This window comes from Bradyrhizobium denitrificans (assembly GCF_013179005.1).
Classification (GTDB): domain Bacteria; phylum Pseudomonadota; class Alphaproteobacteria; order Rhizobiales; family Xanthobacteraceae; genus Bradyrhizobium; species Bradyrhizobium denitrificans.
Genome location: NZ_JABFDP010000020.1, coordinates 160,716 through 176,194 on the forward strand (window position 1 = coordinate 160,716; position 15,479 = coordinate 176,194).

Annotated in this window: 16 protein-coding genes and 1 pseudogene; 1 reads left to right on the top strand and 16 read right to left on the bottom strand. The window is 62.7% G+C overall.

All coding sequences use genetic code 11. The annotated features are described in order from the left end of the window. Positions 1–3: 3 nt before the first annotated feature. The 4 genes from HL671_RS23065 to HL671_RS23075 all read right to left on the bottom strand — a co-directional run bounded on the left by HL671_RS23065 (position 4) and on the right by HL671_RS23075 (position 1,613). Entirely contained in the window at positions 4–279 is a 276-nt protein-coding gene (locus HL671_RS23065; RefSeq protein ID WP_172238971.1) for a helix-turn-helix transcriptional regulator, read from the bottom strand. Positions 280–412: 133 nt separating this feature from the next. Beyond that, positions 413–943, bottom strand: coding sequence for a DUF2285 domain-containing protein (locus HL671_RS23070; protein ID WP_210264045.1), 531 nt, complete (start codon positions 941–943; stop codon positions 413–415). A 49-nt stretch (positions 944–992) separates the two neighbouring features. Then, positions 993–1,229, bottom strand: coding sequence for a transcriptional regulator domain-containing protein (locus HL671_RS38965; RefSeq protein ID WP_307769097.1), 237 nt, complete (start codon positions 1,227–1,229; stop codon positions 993–995). A 96-nt stretch (positions 1,230–1,325) separates the two neighbouring features. Then, positions 1,326–1,613: a DNA -binding domain-containing protein gene (locus HL671_RS23075; RefSeq protein ID WP_172238974.1), complete on the bottom strand. Its 288-nt coding sequence runs from the start codon at positions 1,611–1,613 to the stop codon at positions 1,326–1,328. Between the two features lie 149 nt (positions 1,614–1,762). On the opposite strand from HL671_RS23075, the gene HL671_RS23080 reads away from it, so the two are divergent. After that, positions 1,763–2,014 (top strand): helix-turn-helix domain-containing protein, encoded by a 252-nt coding sequence (locus tag HL671_RS23080; RefSeq protein ID WP_172238977.1) that lies wholly within the window; start codon positions 1,763–1,765, stop codon positions 2,012–2,014. 81 nt (positions 2,015–2,095) lie between these two features. Here HL671_RS23080 and HL671_RS23085 read toward each other — a convergent pair whose 3' ends face one another. The 12 genes and pseudogenes from HL671_RS23085 to HL671_RS23145 form a co-directional block, all read right to left on the bottom strand. Beyond that, positions 2,096–2,416 (bottom strand): DUF736 domain-containing protein, encoded by a 321-nt coding sequence (locus HL671_RS23085; RefSeq protein ID WP_172238980.1) that lies wholly within the window; start codon positions 2,414–2,416, stop codon positions 2,096–2,098. Between the two features lie 549 nt (positions 2,417–2,965). After that, positions 2,966–3,445, bottom strand: a complete 480-nt coding sequence (locus tag HL671_RS23090) for a hypothetical protein (RefSeq protein ID WP_172238983.1) — start codon at positions 3,443–3,445, stop codon at positions 2,966–2,968. Between the two features lie 140 nt (positions 3,446–3,585). Further along, positions 3,586–4,509, bottom strand: a complete 924-nt coding sequence (locus HL671_RS23095; protein WP_172238986.1) for a DUF2493 domain-containing protein — start codon at positions 4,507–4,509, stop codon at positions 3,586–3,588. A gap of 346 nt (positions 4,510–4,855) precedes the next feature. Then, on the bottom strand, positions 4,856–5,917 hold the full coding sequence (locus HL671_RS23100; protein WP_172238989.1) for a DUF7146 domain-containing protein: 1,062 nt from the start codon (positions 5,915–5,917) through the stop codon (positions 4,856–4,858). Next, entirely contained in the window at positions 5,917–10,248 is a 4,332-nt protein-coding gene (locus HL671_RS23105) for a strawberry notch-like NTP hydrolase domain-containing protein (protein WP_172238992.1), read from the bottom strand. Before HL671_RS23105 ends, HL671_RS23100 begins: the two co-directional genes overlap by 1 nt. Positions 10,249–10,422: 174 nt before the next feature. Beyond that, complete coding sequence (locus HL671_RS23110) at positions 10,423–10,842, bottom strand: hypothetical protein (protein ID WP_172238995.1); 420 nt, start codon at positions 10,840–10,842, stop codon at positions 10,423–10,425. After that, positions 10,835–11,206, bottom strand: a complete 372-nt coding sequence (locus HL671_RS23115) for a hypothetical protein (RefSeq protein ID WP_172238998.1) — start codon at positions 11,204–11,206, stop codon at positions 10,835–10,837. The genes HL671_RS23110 and HL671_RS23115 overlap by 8 nt, the downstream gene beginning before the upstream one ends. Positions 11,207–11,297: 91 nt before the next feature. Further along, positions 11,298–11,822 carry a DUF4326 domain-containing protein gene (locus HL671_RS38465; protein ID WP_246579773.1) on the bottom strand — a complete coding sequence of 175 codons (525 nt, stop codon included), beginning with the start codon at positions 11,820–11,822 and terminating at the stop codon, positions 11,298–11,300. A 72-nt stretch (positions 11,823–11,894) separates the two neighbouring features. After that, on the bottom strand, positions 11,895–12,410 hold the full coding sequence (locus HL671_RS23125) for a hypothetical protein (protein ID WP_172239004.1): 516 nt from the start codon (positions 12,408–12,410) through the stop codon (positions 11,895–11,897). A gap of 280 nt (positions 12,411–12,690) precedes the next feature. Continuing rightward, complete coding sequence (locus HL671_RS23130) at positions 12,691–13,071, bottom strand: DUF6915 family protein (protein ID WP_172239007.1); 381 nt, start codon at positions 13,069–13,071, stop codon at positions 12,691–12,693. 11 nt (positions 13,072–13,082) lie between these two features. Then, positions 13,083–13,558 (bottom strand): annotated as a pseudogene (locus HL671_RS39180) (DUF6878 family protein). A gap of 106 nt (positions 13,559–13,664) precedes the next feature. Further along, positions 13,665–15,407, bottom strand: a complete 1,743-nt coding sequence (locus HL671_RS23145) for a DNA-binding protein (RefSeq protein ID WP_172239016.1) — start codon at positions 15,405–15,407, stop codon at positions 13,665–13,667. Positions 15,408–15,479 lie beyond the last annotated feature (72 nt).

Sequence of the window (15,479 nt, forward strand, 5' to 3'; positions counted from 1 at the left end):
GGATCAGCGCCGCTCCTTTCCCGCGTAGGGAATGGGATGCCGCTTGGCCGGCAGCACCGTGCCGACGCCGGGATCGCTGGTCGAAGTTTTGGTACCGCGATCCGCCCATGCGTTGAGATCCGCAATCGCGTAAACGACGCGGGCCCCGATTTTCCGATACGTCGGACCAGTGCCGTAGATCCGGTGCTTTTCCAGCGTGCGAGGTGAAAGGCCTAGGAATCGGGCGGCCTCGGAAGTGCGCAAGTATCGTGGCGGCAGGCCGGCGTTGGGATCAGGCATCAGAGGGGCTCCACGTTGGTCAAGTGCGCCGGCGACAGCATCGGCGCGGCGACGGACACCATGGCGGAAGAGAGCCGCTAAGGGGGATGCCGAAGATCGGGGGGTCTATTTTCGATACCCCAAGGAGACTGTTCTACTTCTTGCGGGAGAGAGGCCTCAGAAAAGTTCGGTAACCTCCCTTGATCAAAGCAAAGCCGGTCTTGACGAGGCGGATGATCTGATTGCGTACCTCATGCGTGGGCCAAGCTCGCGCGGAAATTCGATGGGCGGGGAGCAAGACTTTTGCGATCTCGCGATAGGTGGCGCCATCCGTCCGTGCATCGGATGCGCGCAAGGCGAGCGCCACTCGACGCCGGCGATGCCCGGAGAGCGCGTGCAGAGGCGCGCCCTGTGGCCGGCCTTTGAGTCCGCGCCACAAGCGTCTGCTCGCGTCCGCCCTGAAATCGAAGTCGCGGTCGAGCGGCAACTCGACCACATACGCGCCAGCGGCAAGCGGGGCTTCTTTGAACCAGATACGATGCTCCACGCCGCGCAGATGCAACACGGCGTGCCATCCGTCCGGAGCGTGCTGCAGCCCACTCTCCGTCAGTTCGCTGAGATCCAGTCTAACGTACGCGTGCGAGCCGACGAGCAACGTCGGCCGCACCGGCACGATCGTCGGCAACGCCTCAGGAGCCCAGTAGACCGTCTGTTCGAAGAAAGATCGATCGGGATCAGCTGCGAAAAACCAACCCCCAATGCTGCCGAAAACCGGCGCCTACGCTGGAGGCGGAGGAGTGCGCCGCTTGATGATCCCGCCGGTACGAGGCGTTCCGACGGAGACATTCCCACGCAATTCCGGTCATTTCCGCTTGTTCGATTTGGTCGTAGTAGGAATCGTCTAACGATCTCCAGTTGAACTTTCGCATAGACTCGTCCCCGGTGAGTTGCCGCGCTGGCGGCGGCATCATTGTGAGGACCTATGGTTGCAGCTAGTCCCTAAATACGCATCGCGTGATGCAATTAGACGATACGCTTATTCGAAAGAAAGTTGTTTCACGACGCACTCAAAGATTTGGATTCGATGCTCCGCCACGAAGCAAATGGCGATATCCATGCTCCGTCATCCATTTGGCGCGGGTCAGGTGGGTATCAAAAGCACGTTTCGCGCGATCAGGCTCAAGCTCGGGATTGATGTGCAGCACTACCTGGGCCACCTCGCGCCAGTCCGCACCCTCGGCGTCTGCATCAAGCATACGCAGATAAGTGATCACATGCTCCTCATCGTAGACCGTCAGCACGGAATCCGTTGGTGCGATATCGTCAACGTCTGGATCTCGTGGTGGCTTTTTCATGAGCGTATCATAAAGCGAACGATTCAAGGTTCTAACTGACCCACCGGACTTATTTTAGTCCCAATTTTATCTGCGTCACCAGCAAGATTCTTCTTAATACACATTATAGAGGATAAACCTCATAGTATGTAAAGACGCAGTTTGCGCGCATGGATATGCGCAAATTGGTAGGTCGCAATTTTGGAAGACTTAGAAAAGCGAAGGGCTTCACGCAGGAAGGTTTCGCGGAAGCTTCTGGCTTCACTCAGCAATATATTAGCGGGCTCGAAACGGGCCGGCGCAATCCGACTGTTGTGACACTATTCGAACTTGCCGGCACGCTCGGTGTCAGCCACGTCGACCTCGTTGTCCCGGATGACGAGGCCCGCAGCGAGCGAACGAGGAGCGGGAAACGTAAATAACGCTTCGTCGACTAACGCCTAAAAGCAGGATGTTGAAAGCCCCGCCCGATTTGGTCGGGCGGGGCGTGGTCGAAGCGATTATTAGTCGCCATTCTTCCGCGGGCGCGACCACAGCAGCGTGTAGCCTTCGCCACCTTCATCGTCGAACAGGTTGGCGTAGATGGGCGCGGTGAAGGAGGGGTCGTCAAGCTTGAGTGAGAGGTAGTCGCGACCTTCCTCAGAGCGCTTCGACCAGGCGGCTCCGATCTCGGCGCGGCCGACGAAGACACGGTGGCTGGGAGCCTTGTCGTTGGAGGAACTGACCTCGGCGACGATGCGAACGCCTTTGGCCTTCAGGCTAAGGGTGACGATCTCACCCTGGAAATCGTTGCCGACCTTCTTGAAAGAACCGATGGTAGCCATGTCACTGCTCCTGTTGTGTTTCGAGCCCGCGACCACCGCGGCCTCGATGGCGATCTACAGGCCGAGGACGATCGGCGACGCACCCGCTCGGGCCGCAGCGCAGCGGAGGACGCTGTCGTAGAGACTTTCTTGCCTCGCGAGGAATGGGCTTTAGCCCAGGGGAAGAAAGTCTTAAGCGACGGCGTTGCGGCTCAGACGATCGAGGCGTAGCCGGTCTTCGGCCAGATCAAGCCATCACAGAGGCCACGTGCGTCGCGTGCTGAGCCACAAGTCCGGGAGAAGATGGCGGGTCTCGGTTCGGTCAGGCAAGAGGTCGAAACGTTCGGCGTAGGAAATGCAACGAAGGAAGGCAAAAGGCGATATCGTCAGCACAAAGCCAACCGCGAACGAACGGCTCCAGCGCCGCATCCGCGTGGACTGGTCGCAATCAACGCCCTCTCATCGAAGTGCTCCGGAGAAAGGTCGCGACCATCACTCGTTCAAGGCGTCAAACCGCGTTCGGTGTGCCGCTTTAGCCTGCACGTTGGACCGACAGATGGCGCAGGATCCTTACTTGTGCGCTGCGGTTGTGAGAATCGGTTTGGGATCGCTCCCGACTGCCCTGCCCGAATCCAGCGGGCGGGTTTCAGTGAGGACGGTCAACCGCGCCCACGCCGTGCCGCCAATAAAGATCGCGCCGACGCAAGCGAAGATCTCTCGCCATAGCAATGACGGAACGCCGAACTGGGACATCGCAAATACCACGTGATAGCCAGCAAGTGTCGCCGGTACCGCAAACAGGGCGGCAATAATGGCACGGATGACCAGGGAGCGTGTCAATACGAATGCCATTTGACCTATCGCAAGAGTCATGCCGCCGGCGGCAATGCCGACAAGCGGCGCTCCGAGGGTGCCGGCGCCGCCGTGCAATGCCAGCATGAAGACGGTGAGGCCGACAAAGAATGGCAACGCGTATACTGCCAACGTGAAGATCAGCCAGCAGAACAAGCCAATGCCAGCGAAGTTCAGGAGAAGTCCAAGGGCGAGCATGGTGGTGGCTCCATATGCAAAGAGATATGGTTGCGCCTTCCACCACCACCACGGCGCAAGTTCAAACATGCAATCGAAACGGGGCGGAGTTGCGGCGATGCAACTCCACCTCGGTGGTGTGAAAGATGGCAGGTCGGCGCTCACGATGCGCCGAATTTCCAAACGGCGATGCAGAGGCGCTTCGCCTTGTCGGCAAGGTTGTCCTGGATTCCGGTGCCCGGGAAATGCATGACGCCGATCGGCAGCAGTTCGAGCATGGCGTCGTTGCGCCTGAACGGTGCCGCCTTGGCGTGCTTCGTCCAGTCCGGCTTGAACGCAATCTGGGGTACCTTGCGGCTAACAGCCCATTTGGAGGCGATCAACTCGGCGCCTTTTGGCGAACCGCCATGGATGAGGACCATGTCGGGATGCTTGGCATGAACTTTGTCGAGGCGATCCCAGATCAAATGGTGGTCATTGAAGTCGAGACCGCCGGTCAGAGCGACCTTTGGTCCCGCCGGCAACATGACCTCGGTCTCGGCGCGGCGCTTGGCTGCGATGAACTCCCGGGAGTCGATCATGGCCGCAGTGAGCGTGCGATGGTTGACGAGCGATCCCGACCGGGGACGCCAGTATGACCCGGTGTGGACCTCGAAGCGTTCGATAGCCTGATCTCGGAAGAGTTCGAGACAGTTACGCCGTTCGATCAGCGTGATGCCTTCTGCCGTCAGGCGCTCGAGTTCGACCGATTGCACTTCCGAGCCGTTCTGCTCGCGCTGGCTCCTGCGCTGGGCCTGTTCGTTGTCGTCGAGCTGGCGTCCGATGCGATCGGTGGCACGATGGAAGAGGTTGACGGTCGACCAGAGCAGGTCCTCGAGGTCCGGCTCAAGCCGTGTATCGCTCAAGGTGGCGACGAAGGCGTCGAAGATGTCAGCGACGGCGCCCGCGATGAGCTTGCCATCAGGGAGCGGCCTGGGATCAGGTTGGTCGTCAAATGGACGGTAGCCAAAGAGCTGCAGTTCACTGAGGATGTGCTCGGTCGGAGATTCGCCGTGTGCTGGCTCGATGTCATCATGGTCGGTCATGGGTTAAGTCCTTTGCCGGTTCGGCCGCGACCATCGCGGCCTTCGTGGCGATCACCCAGACGGCAGGCGGAACGGGGCAGAACCCGGAGCGGCAGCGGAGGGCCGCAGCGCCAGCGGAGGATGGCAGGGGGCGGCTATTTTGCTTCGCGATGCAAAGCGCGCCATCACCCCATATATAATGTGAGTGTCCCGTCGGCGGCGCGCGGCGGAAAATAGCCGCCCCTCTGCCATTGCCGGCCCGGGCCGCTTGCCGTCCGATCGCCCTCTAGAAGGCCGTGGTCGCGGCCTTTGCCGGCATTGGATGCGCCGTGACCGAACCAAAAACATTGATGGAAGGCAGACGTAACTATCCGAGTGTTGTCGACGGCAAGAGGAAGCGGTCGACGTCCTCAGGTACGAGCTGTATCCGCAAGGTTGCACGGAGGGCGTCGAGACCGAAGACGTGCAGATCTTCGTTGAAGTCGCCTGACCGGGGCGACAGCGGGATGGCCTCGATGCCGGAGGATTCCGCGCGCTGCGAGAGAAGCGCTTGCACCGTGTCTCCGGCGGCGTCAGCATCGCGAGCGATATAGAGACGACGCAAGCTCGACGAAAGCGACATGGCGGCGAGGTGATTGGCCGAAAGGGCTGATGCCATCGACAAGGTCGGAACGACACAGCGTAGCGACAGCATTGTCTCGATGCCTTCGCCGGCAACGAGTACGTCGTCGTCCGCAGGGCCAAAACGAACGGCGTTACCGAGCAGGTCGCCCATGGCACGTCGCGGCGTGTCGATCGGTGCCTTGCCGAGCCGAATCCGGTCGAATCCATCGGGATCGAGCCATGTCCGATGCACACCAGTGATCTGGCCATCTAGGTTGGTAACGCAGGCAATCATTGCCGGCCAGGTCTCGGTCGGAAGGTGCTCGTCAGGTCGATAGTAGCAACGCGGTTGGAAGCGCAGGTTGCTACCATGGTACACATGGGCTATGCCTCGATGGCGCAGGTAAGTCTCAACGATGGTCCCCTCAATCGGACCAGAGATCGCGAAGAGGCGTCTTGCGGCTTCCTGTGATCCGATCGCTACTCTGGGACGAACCGGCTTTGAGACCGGTTGCGGTTCAGTACGAGGCAGGTTCAGAAATCGCCTAGCTTCCTCCGCGACCTCGCGGAAGTCACGAAGACCAAGGCTTTGTCTGATGATGTCGAGCAAATCGCCGTGCTCGGATGTTGCCGCATCTGTCCACTTGCCGGCAGGTCCCTTCGGCGAGTCCTGGAGCCGCACGAACAGCGAGCGGCCCGGCGTGTTGTGGACATCACCGACCAGCCAGTACCGCCCTTCGCGCTTCCCATTCGAGAGATAATGACGGCACACCGCCTCGGCCTCGCGCGCGAGGCGGCGCGCCAGTTCGGAAGCATCGTGCGGCATCACGCGGCCTCCCGTTCACCAATGCGCTCGACCGGATAGCGTTCAAGCACCTTGGCCAGCACGCCGACGCCGGTGGCGTCAGTCGGTACGAACATGCGCAGCTTCCAGGAGATTATCTCCCCGAAGAGCCCATAGGCGCGCAAACGATCGCGCATGGTGTCGGTGAAGCCGGAGAGCTCAATGCGCTGTGCGCCCATCACGCGGGCGCGCCGGAGTTTCAGGCCCTCTGCGAGGTCCAGAACCGTGTGACCTCCAAGCAGCGCAGCAAAGGCGGCGTCCGGCGTCAGCGCCGGTACGTCGCCAGCTAGCGCGGTCGCCACCCAGGCGGGCGAGACCTTGCGGCCGATGATGCGCTCGCCGGCATCGGTTTGAAGCCGGTAGACGCGGGTCGACTCGTCTGGCAGCCGCTTCCAGATCGGCAGGAGCAGACCTGCCACCACATGGATGGTGCTCTCGGTGAACTCGGAAACCTCGCCGAGTTCGGCCTGCCAGCCCGCGGCGAAGCATTCGCGGTCAGCCACCGTCCAATGGCTTTCGGCCATCATCTTCAGCGGAAGGCTGTGATGCTCCATCGGCCGGATCAGCCGCACGCGCCGCTCGATCTCCCCGTCATCGAGCATGAGGCTCGGTGCCGGCATTTGAACGGCGGCCCGGCCCGATCGGTCGTTGATCAGCAGGGTGGCGCCCGGGTCGCAGAGCCGATCGAGAGCCTCCTCCAGCGTCACGGGACGATTGCGCCGGCGTTCGGTGATCGTGAGCAGTCTTGTCTCCGCGCCGGTCCCGGGATGGGTGTAGATGACGCGCCGGTCGGCGACGACAAAGCTCTCGGCCCGAAGCGTCTCCAGGCCGGCATCATAGGCGCCGGATGCGACGGCGCCTTCGATCCGAGCGGTGAGCAGTTGTTCGAACGCAGTGAACAGAACGTTCTGCAGGTCGATGGTGAGCGCCAGCAGCCGGTTCAAGAAGGTGGTGATTGGCGGCAGTTCGTCCTTGATGCCGTTGGCATCCATAAGCTTCAGGCCGGTCGCCTCCTCGAACACCTCGAGCGAGCAACCTTCCACCTTGCCACGAGCCAGCAAATGGTAGAGCTGACGCAGCGCGTCGCGGCCGTAGTGGCTTTCGAGGTTGTCCTCGGGCCTGAACAAGCCCTGGCCGCCGGTCTGGCGCTGGCCGCGGGTAATCGCGCCCAGCGTGTCGAGACGACGGGCAATGGTAGAGAGGAAGCGCTTCTCCGCCTTTACGTCCGTCGCAATGGGGCGGAACAGCGGCGGCTGCGCCTGGTTGGTGCGGTTGGTGCGGCCCAGGCCCTGGATCGCGGCATCCGCCTTCCAGCCGGGCTCGAGCAGATAGTGCACACGCAACCTACGATTCCGCGCCGAGAGCTCGGCGTGGTAGCTCCTCCCCGTGCCGCCGGCCTCGCTGAAGACGAGGATACGCTTGGCGTCATCCATGAAGGCGGCCGTCTCGGCGAGATTGGCCGAGGCGGCACGGTTCTCGACCATCAGCCGATCGCGCTTGCGAACGACGCGACGCGAGCGGCCCGTAACCTCGGCGACCATGTCCGTGCCGAACCGCTGGACGATCTGGTCGAGCGCGCCTGGCACGGGCGACAGCGAGGCGAGCTTCTCGATCAGGCGGTCACGGCGCGCGACGGCTTCGCGGCTCTCTACCGGCTGGCCGTCGCGATGGACGGGCCGGGAGGAGAGATTGCCCTCGCTGTCGGTAAACGGTTCATGGAGCTGGACCGGGAATGAATGGGCGAGATAGTCGAGCACGTATTCGCGCGGAGTGATGTCGACCTGGACGTCGGCCCAGTCTTCGGTCGGGATTTCGGCCAGGCGGCGCTCCATGAGGGCCTCGCCGGTCGAGACGATCTGGACGACGGCGGCATGGCCGATATCGAGATCGCGCTCGATCGAGCGGACCAGCGAGGGCGTCTTCATCGAGGTCAAGAGATGCCCGAAGAAGCGCTGCTTGGCGCTCTCGAAGGCGGAACGCGCGGCGGACTTCGCCTGCGCGTTCAGGGTGCCACTTGCGCCGGTGATGTTCGCCGCCCGCATCGCCGCGTCGAGGTTGTTGTGGATGATCGAGAACGCGCCGGCATAGGCGTCGTAGATGCGGATTTGCTCCGGCGTGAGCTGGTGTTCGACCAGCTCGTATTCGACGCCTTCGTAGGACAGCGAGCGGGCCGCGTAGAGGCCAAGCGCCTTGAGATCACGCGCCAGCACTTCCATCGCGGCAACGCCACCGTCCTCGATCGCCTCGACAAATTCGGCACGCGTGGCAAACGGGAAGTCGTCGCCGCCCCACAGTCCCAGCCGCTGGGCATAGGCGAGATTATGGACTGTAGTAGCGTCGGTCGCCGAGACATAGACCACGCGAGCGTTCGGCAAGGCGTGCTGGAGCCTGAGCCCCGCGCGCCCCTGCTGCGAGGCGACTTGATCACCCCGCTTCCCCTTGCCGCCAACCGCGTTTTGCATGGCGTGGCTTTCGTCGAAGACGATCACTCCGTCGAAGTCGGCGCCCAACCATTCAACGATCTGCCGGACGCGCGAAAGCTTTTCGCCGCGCTCATCGGTGCGCAGCGTAGCGTAGGTCGCAAAAAGGATACCTTCCGCGAGCCGGATCGGCGTGCCCTGCCGGAAGCGCGACAGCGGCGTGACCAGCAGTCGCTCCAAGCCGAGCGCCGACCAATCGCGCTGCGCATCCTCGATCAGCTTGTCGGACTTGCTGATCCAGACCGCGCGCCGGCGACCCTTGAGCCAGTTGTCGAGCAGGATGCCGGCGACCTGCCGCCCCTTGCCTGCGCCGGTGCCGTCGCCCAAAAACCAGCCCCGGCGAAAACGGAGGGCATTCGACGCATCGTCGAGCGCCGCCGCCACGACGTCAAACGTCGCATCGACCGTCCAGGAGCCAGCGAGAAATGCCGAATGCGACTCGCCGGCATAGATGATGCTCTCAAGCTGGGCGTCCGAGAGGATGCCGTCCGTCACGACATTGGCTGGCAGATGCAGCCGGTACGACGGCTTTGGCGGCGCGACGGACGCCATGGCCGCCGACTGCACGAGCCTGGTCGGATGCGTCTGCGCGCCGGGGATACGGATCGACTGTAGTGTGTAAGCCTCATAAAGGGCATCGGTGATCTTGCCGGCATCCGTGGGAATCCAGTCGGCTGGCTCGTAGGCGACTTCCGTCGCCATGAGATCTGTGGCCGGCGCGACCGCCGCCGGCGAACGCTGGCTGACGTAAGCGCGGACCGTGCGAGGCTTTGAAATGCCAGCAATTGCTGGCACCGCCGCCGTCGGAGTGCCCGCGATCGGGCTACGCGGCGGCACAAGTTGCACCACCCAATCGAGCAAAGTCGCCAGATCGGGAGCAATACCGGGGGAAACCGGGAATGAAGCGACGTCGTTGGCTGCCACTCGATCGATCACGGTCAGGCGGGTGTCGATGTTGGTGCCGTGCCTGGCGTAGACAGCGCCGTCGATTGCCGCCGAGAATAAGACACGCCCCTGTTCTTGCAGCCGCATGAAGGCCTCAGTCCAGGCGGGATTGTCGGGCGCGACGTTCGCGCCTGTGATGGTGACAAGCCGTCCACCCTCGGGAAGGCGGGCCAGGGCCGATCCGACGTGCCGCAATGCCGCCTCGCGCATCTGACGATCGACATGAATCGCGGCCGAGAACGGCGGGTTCATCAGCACGACGCTCGGCACGATGCCGGCATTGAGGTGGTCGTTGATCTGCGCGGCGTCGAACTTGGTCGTGGAGACGCCGGGAAAAAGGTTGCTAAGGATGCCGGCACGGCTCTCGGCAAATTCGTTGAGAACGAGCGAGGCGCCGGCCAGTTCAGCGAGGATGGCAAGAAGGCCAGTGCCGGCCGACGGTTCCAGAACGACGTCGGCGGGCGTGATCGCGGCAGCGACGCTGGCGACGTATGCCAGTCCAATCGGCGTGGAGAACTGCTGAAGGGATTCGCTTTCCAGGGATCGTCGTGTCTGGGTCGGAAGGAGGCTCGTGATCCTCATCAGCATCGGCAGCATGGCGGCCGGCGACGCCGCCTTGGTGCGCATAGCGGCGCCGTGCCGTCGCAGGAATAGGACGGTCGCCGCCTCGCAGGCGTCATAGGCCGTCTTCCAGTTCCAGGCGCCGGTCGCATCGGAGGCGGCAAACGCTGCCTCCATGGCATTGCGCAGAACAGGGGCGTCGATGCGCCGGCCGCGTTCGAGATCGGTCAAAAGCTGTCGCGCAGCCTTAATGACGGCGGAGGCGACAATTGCGGTGGCACGGATCGGGAGCGGCACGGCCGCGCCGCCGGCAAGAGATTCGGTCATGGCAGGATTTCTCGGGGAGAGCTGGGACAGGACTGAGCCGCCCGGCACTCTCCTGAAACCGCCGCGGTTCAAAACCCTTCCCGGCCCACCTCTGCCTCTCGATCTCAGCCGAAAAGAAAGGGTCCGGCGTCCAGCGCCGAACCCTTTCTTTGAGCAACCATCAGAAAACGACGATCACTTGTTGGAATCGAGCTCATCATTGAGCAGCACAAATGTAATGCCTTCGTCGGCGGCGTAGTTCTTGGCGACGTTGATCGCCCAGCATCGCGCCTCCAGCAATTCGCCGCAGTACGGTTCCCACTTATCGCCGACACGAGCGCAGCCGTCCGCGACGAGACGCGGCAGATCGGGATGATCGGCGATCTCTTCGCGCGCCTGTTCGAGCGTATCTTCCACGGTTAGGACAAGCAGCGGATGCCAGCCTGCCGGACAGCGGCAGTCGAGCATCAATCGCTGCGCTTCGTCCGCCGAAAGCCGTCCGGCGGCATAACGCCAAGCTCGGGTCCATCGGCTGAGGCTGACGTCGCAGCGATAGCGGTGGCGGCATGTCCACGACGCGACGGCGACGGTGCGACGGCGGATGAGATCAAACACGGCACACCTCGCGGATCCAATGCGCGAGCTCGTCGGGCCGGTTGAGCAGGTCGAGCGATGCAAAATTGTTCGGGCCGCCGACATAGTCTTTTCGGCCCTTGCAGCTCCGAAACAGAACGCCGCTGTGGTGGCCCATCGCCGATTGGGAGACCTGCACGTAGAGATGATCGCCGTGGAGGGTAATTTCCCCGGACACGGCAATGCCGGCCTGGTTGGAGCGGAGGTCGTAGGCATCGGCCTTAAGACCTAGCGCTATGGCAATACGGCGGAGCTGGGATCTCGCACGGCTGTGGAAGAGGCGCTTGGCCTCAGCGTCGTAGGCGACCGACTTCCGGAAATCGAAGGCTTTGGATGTCCTGGACATGTGGGAGGCTCCGAGAGCGGGCGAAATCATCCCGGCGGCTCGCTCTCGCCGCGCGCCGGGCTCGCCTGAAGTCCCGGCCCTCCTCTTCCTCTCATGCCGCGGCCTTGACGGCGCGCCACCACGCGATCCGCTCTTCCCGTGTCGCGTTGGCGAGGCGAGCCAAGAGATCGCCGTGGCAGGCGCGCGGCGCGCAGAAGCAGACGAGATCGCGGCCGCGCAATTCGTCGAGCACACGCAGCAAGTGGTGCTGGTCAGCCAGCCACCGCACATGTTTCGCGATGACGGCCGCGCGGTCGCTGTCCTGGCCGATCCGGAACGGATTGCCCCACTTGCTGCCGCGACCGATGTAGACGGCGCCAGCCGGGATCCCCACGTGATGCTTGTTGAGAACCCTGCACATCGTCTGCCTCCTGATTCTTCGCGTTGCGTCGGACTGGCGGTAGGGCGCGGCCCAGCACCGGATGTCACGCGAGGCATTTTCGCCGAAGCGGGAACGGCTTGCCCGTTGACATCCGATGCGCCGCGCCCAGGCAGGACGCGATGCAACGCGCATCAGGAGGCGGACGGTTGCAGGGTTGTGCGCGACATCACGCGGGCGGTAGGCATTGCCGTTCATCGGAACGCGGAAGTCGGCGGTGGTACACAGAAAATACGGCAGCCGACGACGCTAGGCTCGCTGCGGCTTCGCTCAGCTACCGGCCGGAAGCGTGACCTGCTCGATGAACTCCTCGAGAAGGTCGTTGGTGGACTTGACAAGGATTGCGTCGGCCGAGATCACGACGACCATGCCTCCAAAGCCGTCGGGACGCATGCGCGAGCAGGTGAAGGACGACACCGCCGCCACGTAATTGAGCGTCGGTGACCGGCGCACGATATCCTGCATGATGGATTCCCAGGAAGTCATGCTGAGGTCGAGATCAACGAACTGCGCGTTCGGTTCGGCGCCGTGCAACTTCAACAGATGCGCCTTGACGAGGGTATTGGCAACATTCTCGCCAGGCGCCTGGGATTGCGCGAGCGCGGCCTCCAGTGCCGCGCGCTCAACCAAGATCATGTCGGCTGGTCCCTGCTCGGAGAAGAAATACCATGCTTCTCCGTCCCGCTCGGCCTCAAAGATGTTTGAAAGCAGCAGACGTTCGAGCGGAGTCATGTCGGTATCAGGTATCGTCTGCTGGATCACGGTCGGCGTGTAGTAATCAGCCATTTTGGCTCTCCTTTGGATACGACGACCTGACACTCCTTTGACGGTGCGCCGGGCCGGGATGATGTGGATGAGAGAGAACGTCCGGTGGGAGACGTCTCAGAGCCGCCAGGTCAGGTGCCTGGCGGTGGCAATCGAGCATCTACCGGTAAGACAGATTACGATCCCACGATGCTTGGGATCGCGCGGCACTCGTCGGTCAGCTTGCGGGCCGCGCTACGGACGACCGCCCGCCAGCCATCGTGTACGGTGATGTCGAGACGCAGGTAGGTTCCGTACGTCGTCAGGCTTCTTCCGAAGTTCTGGCCGGAGGATACGGCGGCTCGACCTCACGCTCGATCGGTCGCGTGCGGCCCATCCATGGTTCTGGACGGATACACTTCACCCAATCGGCGAATGACGGGATGAAGCCGAGATCCTCGGCGATATGCTGCTCGCCGACCCAGCGCGTGGGAATGATGCGGCCGGACGACAAGGTGATGGTCTGGCCGAAGATGGTCTCGGCCAGGAAGATGCCCTCGGCATGGTGCCGCAGCGCGCGGTGCCGGAAATCCGCCGTGATCAGCTTGCTGGCATCGAACCAGCTATGGATCGCCAGATAATCTTCGACCGCCCCGCCCCATCTCCTCACCGAGGATAGCGAATGGTGATACGGATGCGCCATCGGTCCCTCCCTCAGAACACATGCTGGGTGTATTCTGAGGTTTCGATCCGCTCATTGAAATTGAGCGTGACCGTTCGATCGCCGACGTCGAAGAGAAAGTCGCCGTAAGCGCCCTGGTTGATTTCCCATCCGCGATAGGTCTGTTGGAGGAGATCGTAGACCAACTTCTCGATCGCATCCTTGACCGATAGGGTCTCGCGGACGACGGCTACGCTTCCCATCCGACGCGCGCGATATCGATATCGATGAGCCGAAGATCCGCGTCAGCGCCTTCGCCGTCGATGACGGCCTCATCGACTTGCCCGCTGTCAGCATAGCCGTTGAATGTCACCTCCACGGTATCGATGCGAGCGTTGGCGAGCGCATCGAACAGCGCTGTCTTGTTTTCCGAGAGAGCGGATTTGCATAGGTTGACGAATTCCTGGTCTCGCGCGAGCCAAGAGGCAGAATCGAAACCCGAGTTCGGTGTTGAGCTGTCGTCTGTCATGAGTGTGCTCCTGAGACAATGAAGCCCGGCGCGATGGCCGGGCGTGAGAGATGAGAAGACGTAGCGAATGACTGCGGAGCGGCGTCTGCCGCCCCGCAGCCATGGACTATTCGGCAGCGACGGCCTCTGTCGGCTCAATCTCGCCGGCGGCGCTCACCTGCCCCTCGTCATCGGCGAGGAATTCGGGCAGCGGCTGTGCTGACCCATCGGTCACGTCCGACGGCGGCGTCATTTCGGCTAGCCGCATCGGCTCGGGGAGCCAACGCGTATCTGCGAGCAGGCGCTCGGCCTCCTTGGCCATCTCGGTCTTCTTGAGGTGGTCGATGAGCTGCACGGCGGCCTCGCCCTTGGCCTCGCGAACCGCTTCGAGGATCCGATTTTTGGTGACACGACCAAGATAATTGTCGACGGTCGGCCGCCAGCCAACCTCCGCCATGTCGAGATTGACCGCCCGCGCCAGCCGATCAGCCTGATCGAGGCGACGCTGCAGGCCATTGGCGGTCACGCCGTGGCCGCCGCTATAGCGGTCGACTTTCTCAAACAGGGCATTGACGCCAAAGGACACGCAATGGGCGAGCAGCGCCAACCGGCTGGCATCGTCAAGCACGGCGAGCCAGTCCCACAGCGCCTGTTCGTCGGTCGGCAGATCGGCATTCCAGGCCGCATGCCGATCCGCGATGGACTTTGCAGACACGCTCTCTTTCAGATCCGGCGTCTGGCCCGGAAGCTGGACGTGGCGCACGCCGGCTTCAAGACAGCCCGGCGTGTAGGTCTGGTAGAAGGCGTCGACACAGAGCTTGTGCAGGAGAGCTGTCATCGCGACCTGCGGATGGCAAGCGACGGAATCGCGCAGCGCCAGTGTGCGATGCGCGGTCAGCTCCGTCACGAGCCGGTCGAGTAACGGCCGGATGGCATCGTCGTCGTCCTCCTCGTCCGCACCTACCTGGCCCGCGACCGTGATCGTGGCGCGTTGGACGGGCGGGACTCCGTGGTTAGCAGCATCGGCGACAGATGCTGCTGCGCTCGCTTCGGGATGAGGCTCGGTCGTCGCCGCAACGAACGCGGCCTCGTCCTCGCGGCGTACGTAGCCCCGCTCGACCTGCAAGCCGCCCTCACCATCGATGCTGACGAAGGCGCCGGCATGGATGATCTCGGCGGGCTTGAAGACGTCCGGTCGGTTCGCGAAGGCCTCGAGCGCTTCCTCGAGTTCGCCAAGACGGGCATCCACCTCATCCGGCAGTTCGTCGGCGTCGTCATATTTTGCCTGAAGCGCGTCGTATTCAGCCTGGAGGGCATCGAAGCTCGCCTGCTCGTCGGAGGTCAGATCAGTCGGTGTTCCCTGGAGCCGACGGTGCCCGTGATCATGGCCGTAGGGAAAGGAGGCGGCGACATCCAGCCACTTCCAGCCTTCGGCGGCGACGGTCTCGGCTTCCGTCCGCAGCTTGTCGGCGACAAGACGTTCGAGCAAGGTGACATCTTCGAGCCAGCCTCCACCATCCTCTTCGAAGAGATCGCGCAACACGTTGCCTCCCGCCGCCTCGTAGGCCGGCAGGCCGACGAAGCGCGCGCGCTTGTCGGAGGCCCGCACCGCGCGTTCGGTCAGAAGGCGCCTGATTTGGTACGGCTCGTCGTAGCCCGACTTGTTTATGGTCTCCCAGACTTGTTCCTGTCTGATATGATCGGCGGTCACGGAAAACGCCATCAACTGTTCCAGCGACATGCAGTCATCTGCATAGACGTCGAGCAGCTTCAGCGAGACGGCCGCAAGCCGGAGCCGCTGCGTCACGACGTTGACGGAGACGAAGAAGATGGCCGCGATATCTTCCTCGGACTTACCTTGCTCGCGCAACGTTTGAAATGCGCGAAACTGGTCAAGGGGATGCAGGCCTTAGATTATGCGTCAAGTGTCCTGTTAGCTGGA

What these genes read in the sequence shown, in the direction of transcription:
- HL671_RS23065 (WP_172238971.1), bottom strand. Translation starts at nt 279, where the DNA reads ATGCCTGATCCCAACGCCGGCCTGCCGCCACGATACTTGCGCACTTCC.
- HL671_RS38965 (WP_307769097.1), bottom strand. Translation starts at nt 1,229, where the DNA reads ATGATGCCGCCGCCAGCGCGGCAACTCACCGGGGACGAGTCTATGCGA.
- HL671_RS23075 (WP_172238974.1), bottom strand. Translation starts at nt 1,613, where the DNA reads ATGAAAAAGCCACCACGAGATCCAGACGTTGACGATATCGCACCAACG.
- HL671_RS23080 (WP_172238977.1), top strand. Translation starts at nt 1,763, where the DNA reads ATGGATATGCGCAAATTGGTAGGTCGCAATTTTGGAAGACTTAGAAAA.
- HL671_RS23085 (WP_172238980.1), bottom strand. Translation starts at nt 2,416, where the DNA reads ATGGCTACCATCGGTTCTTTCAAGAAGGTCGGCAACGATTTCCAGGGT.
- HL671_RS23090 (WP_172238983.1), bottom strand. Translation starts at nt 3,445, where the DNA reads ATGCTCGCCCTTGGACTTCTCCTGAACTTCGCTGGCATTGGCTTGTTC.
- HL671_RS23095 (WP_172238986.1), bottom strand. Translation starts at nt 4,509, where the DNA reads ATGACCGACCATGATGACATCGAGCCAGCACACGGCGAATCTCCGACC.
- HL671_RS23100 (WP_172238989.1), bottom strand. Translation starts at nt 5,917, where the DNA reads ATGCCGCACGATGCTTCCGAACTGGCGCGCCGCCTCGCGCGCGAGGCC.
- HL671_RS23105 (WP_172238992.1), bottom strand. Translation starts at nt 10,248, where the DNA reads ATGACCGAATCTCTTGCCGGCGGCGCGGCCGTGCCGCTCCCGATCCGT.
- HL671_RS23115 (WP_172238998.1), bottom strand. Translation starts at nt 11,206, where the DNA reads ATGTCCAGGACATCCAAAGCCTTCGATTTCCGGAAGTCGGTCGCCTAC.
- HL671_RS38465 (WP_246579773.1), bottom strand. Translation starts at nt 11,822, where the DNA reads ATGAACGGCAATGCCTACCGCCCGCGTGATGTCGCGCACAACCCTGCA.
- HL671_RS23125 (WP_172239004.1), bottom strand. Translation starts at nt 12,410, where the DNA reads ATGGCTGATTACTACACGCCGACCGTGATCCAGCAGACGATACCTGAT.
- HL671_RS23130 (WP_172239007.1), bottom strand. Translation starts at nt 13,071, where the DNA reads ATGGCGCATCCGTATCACCATTCGCTATCCTCGGTGAGGAGATGGGGC.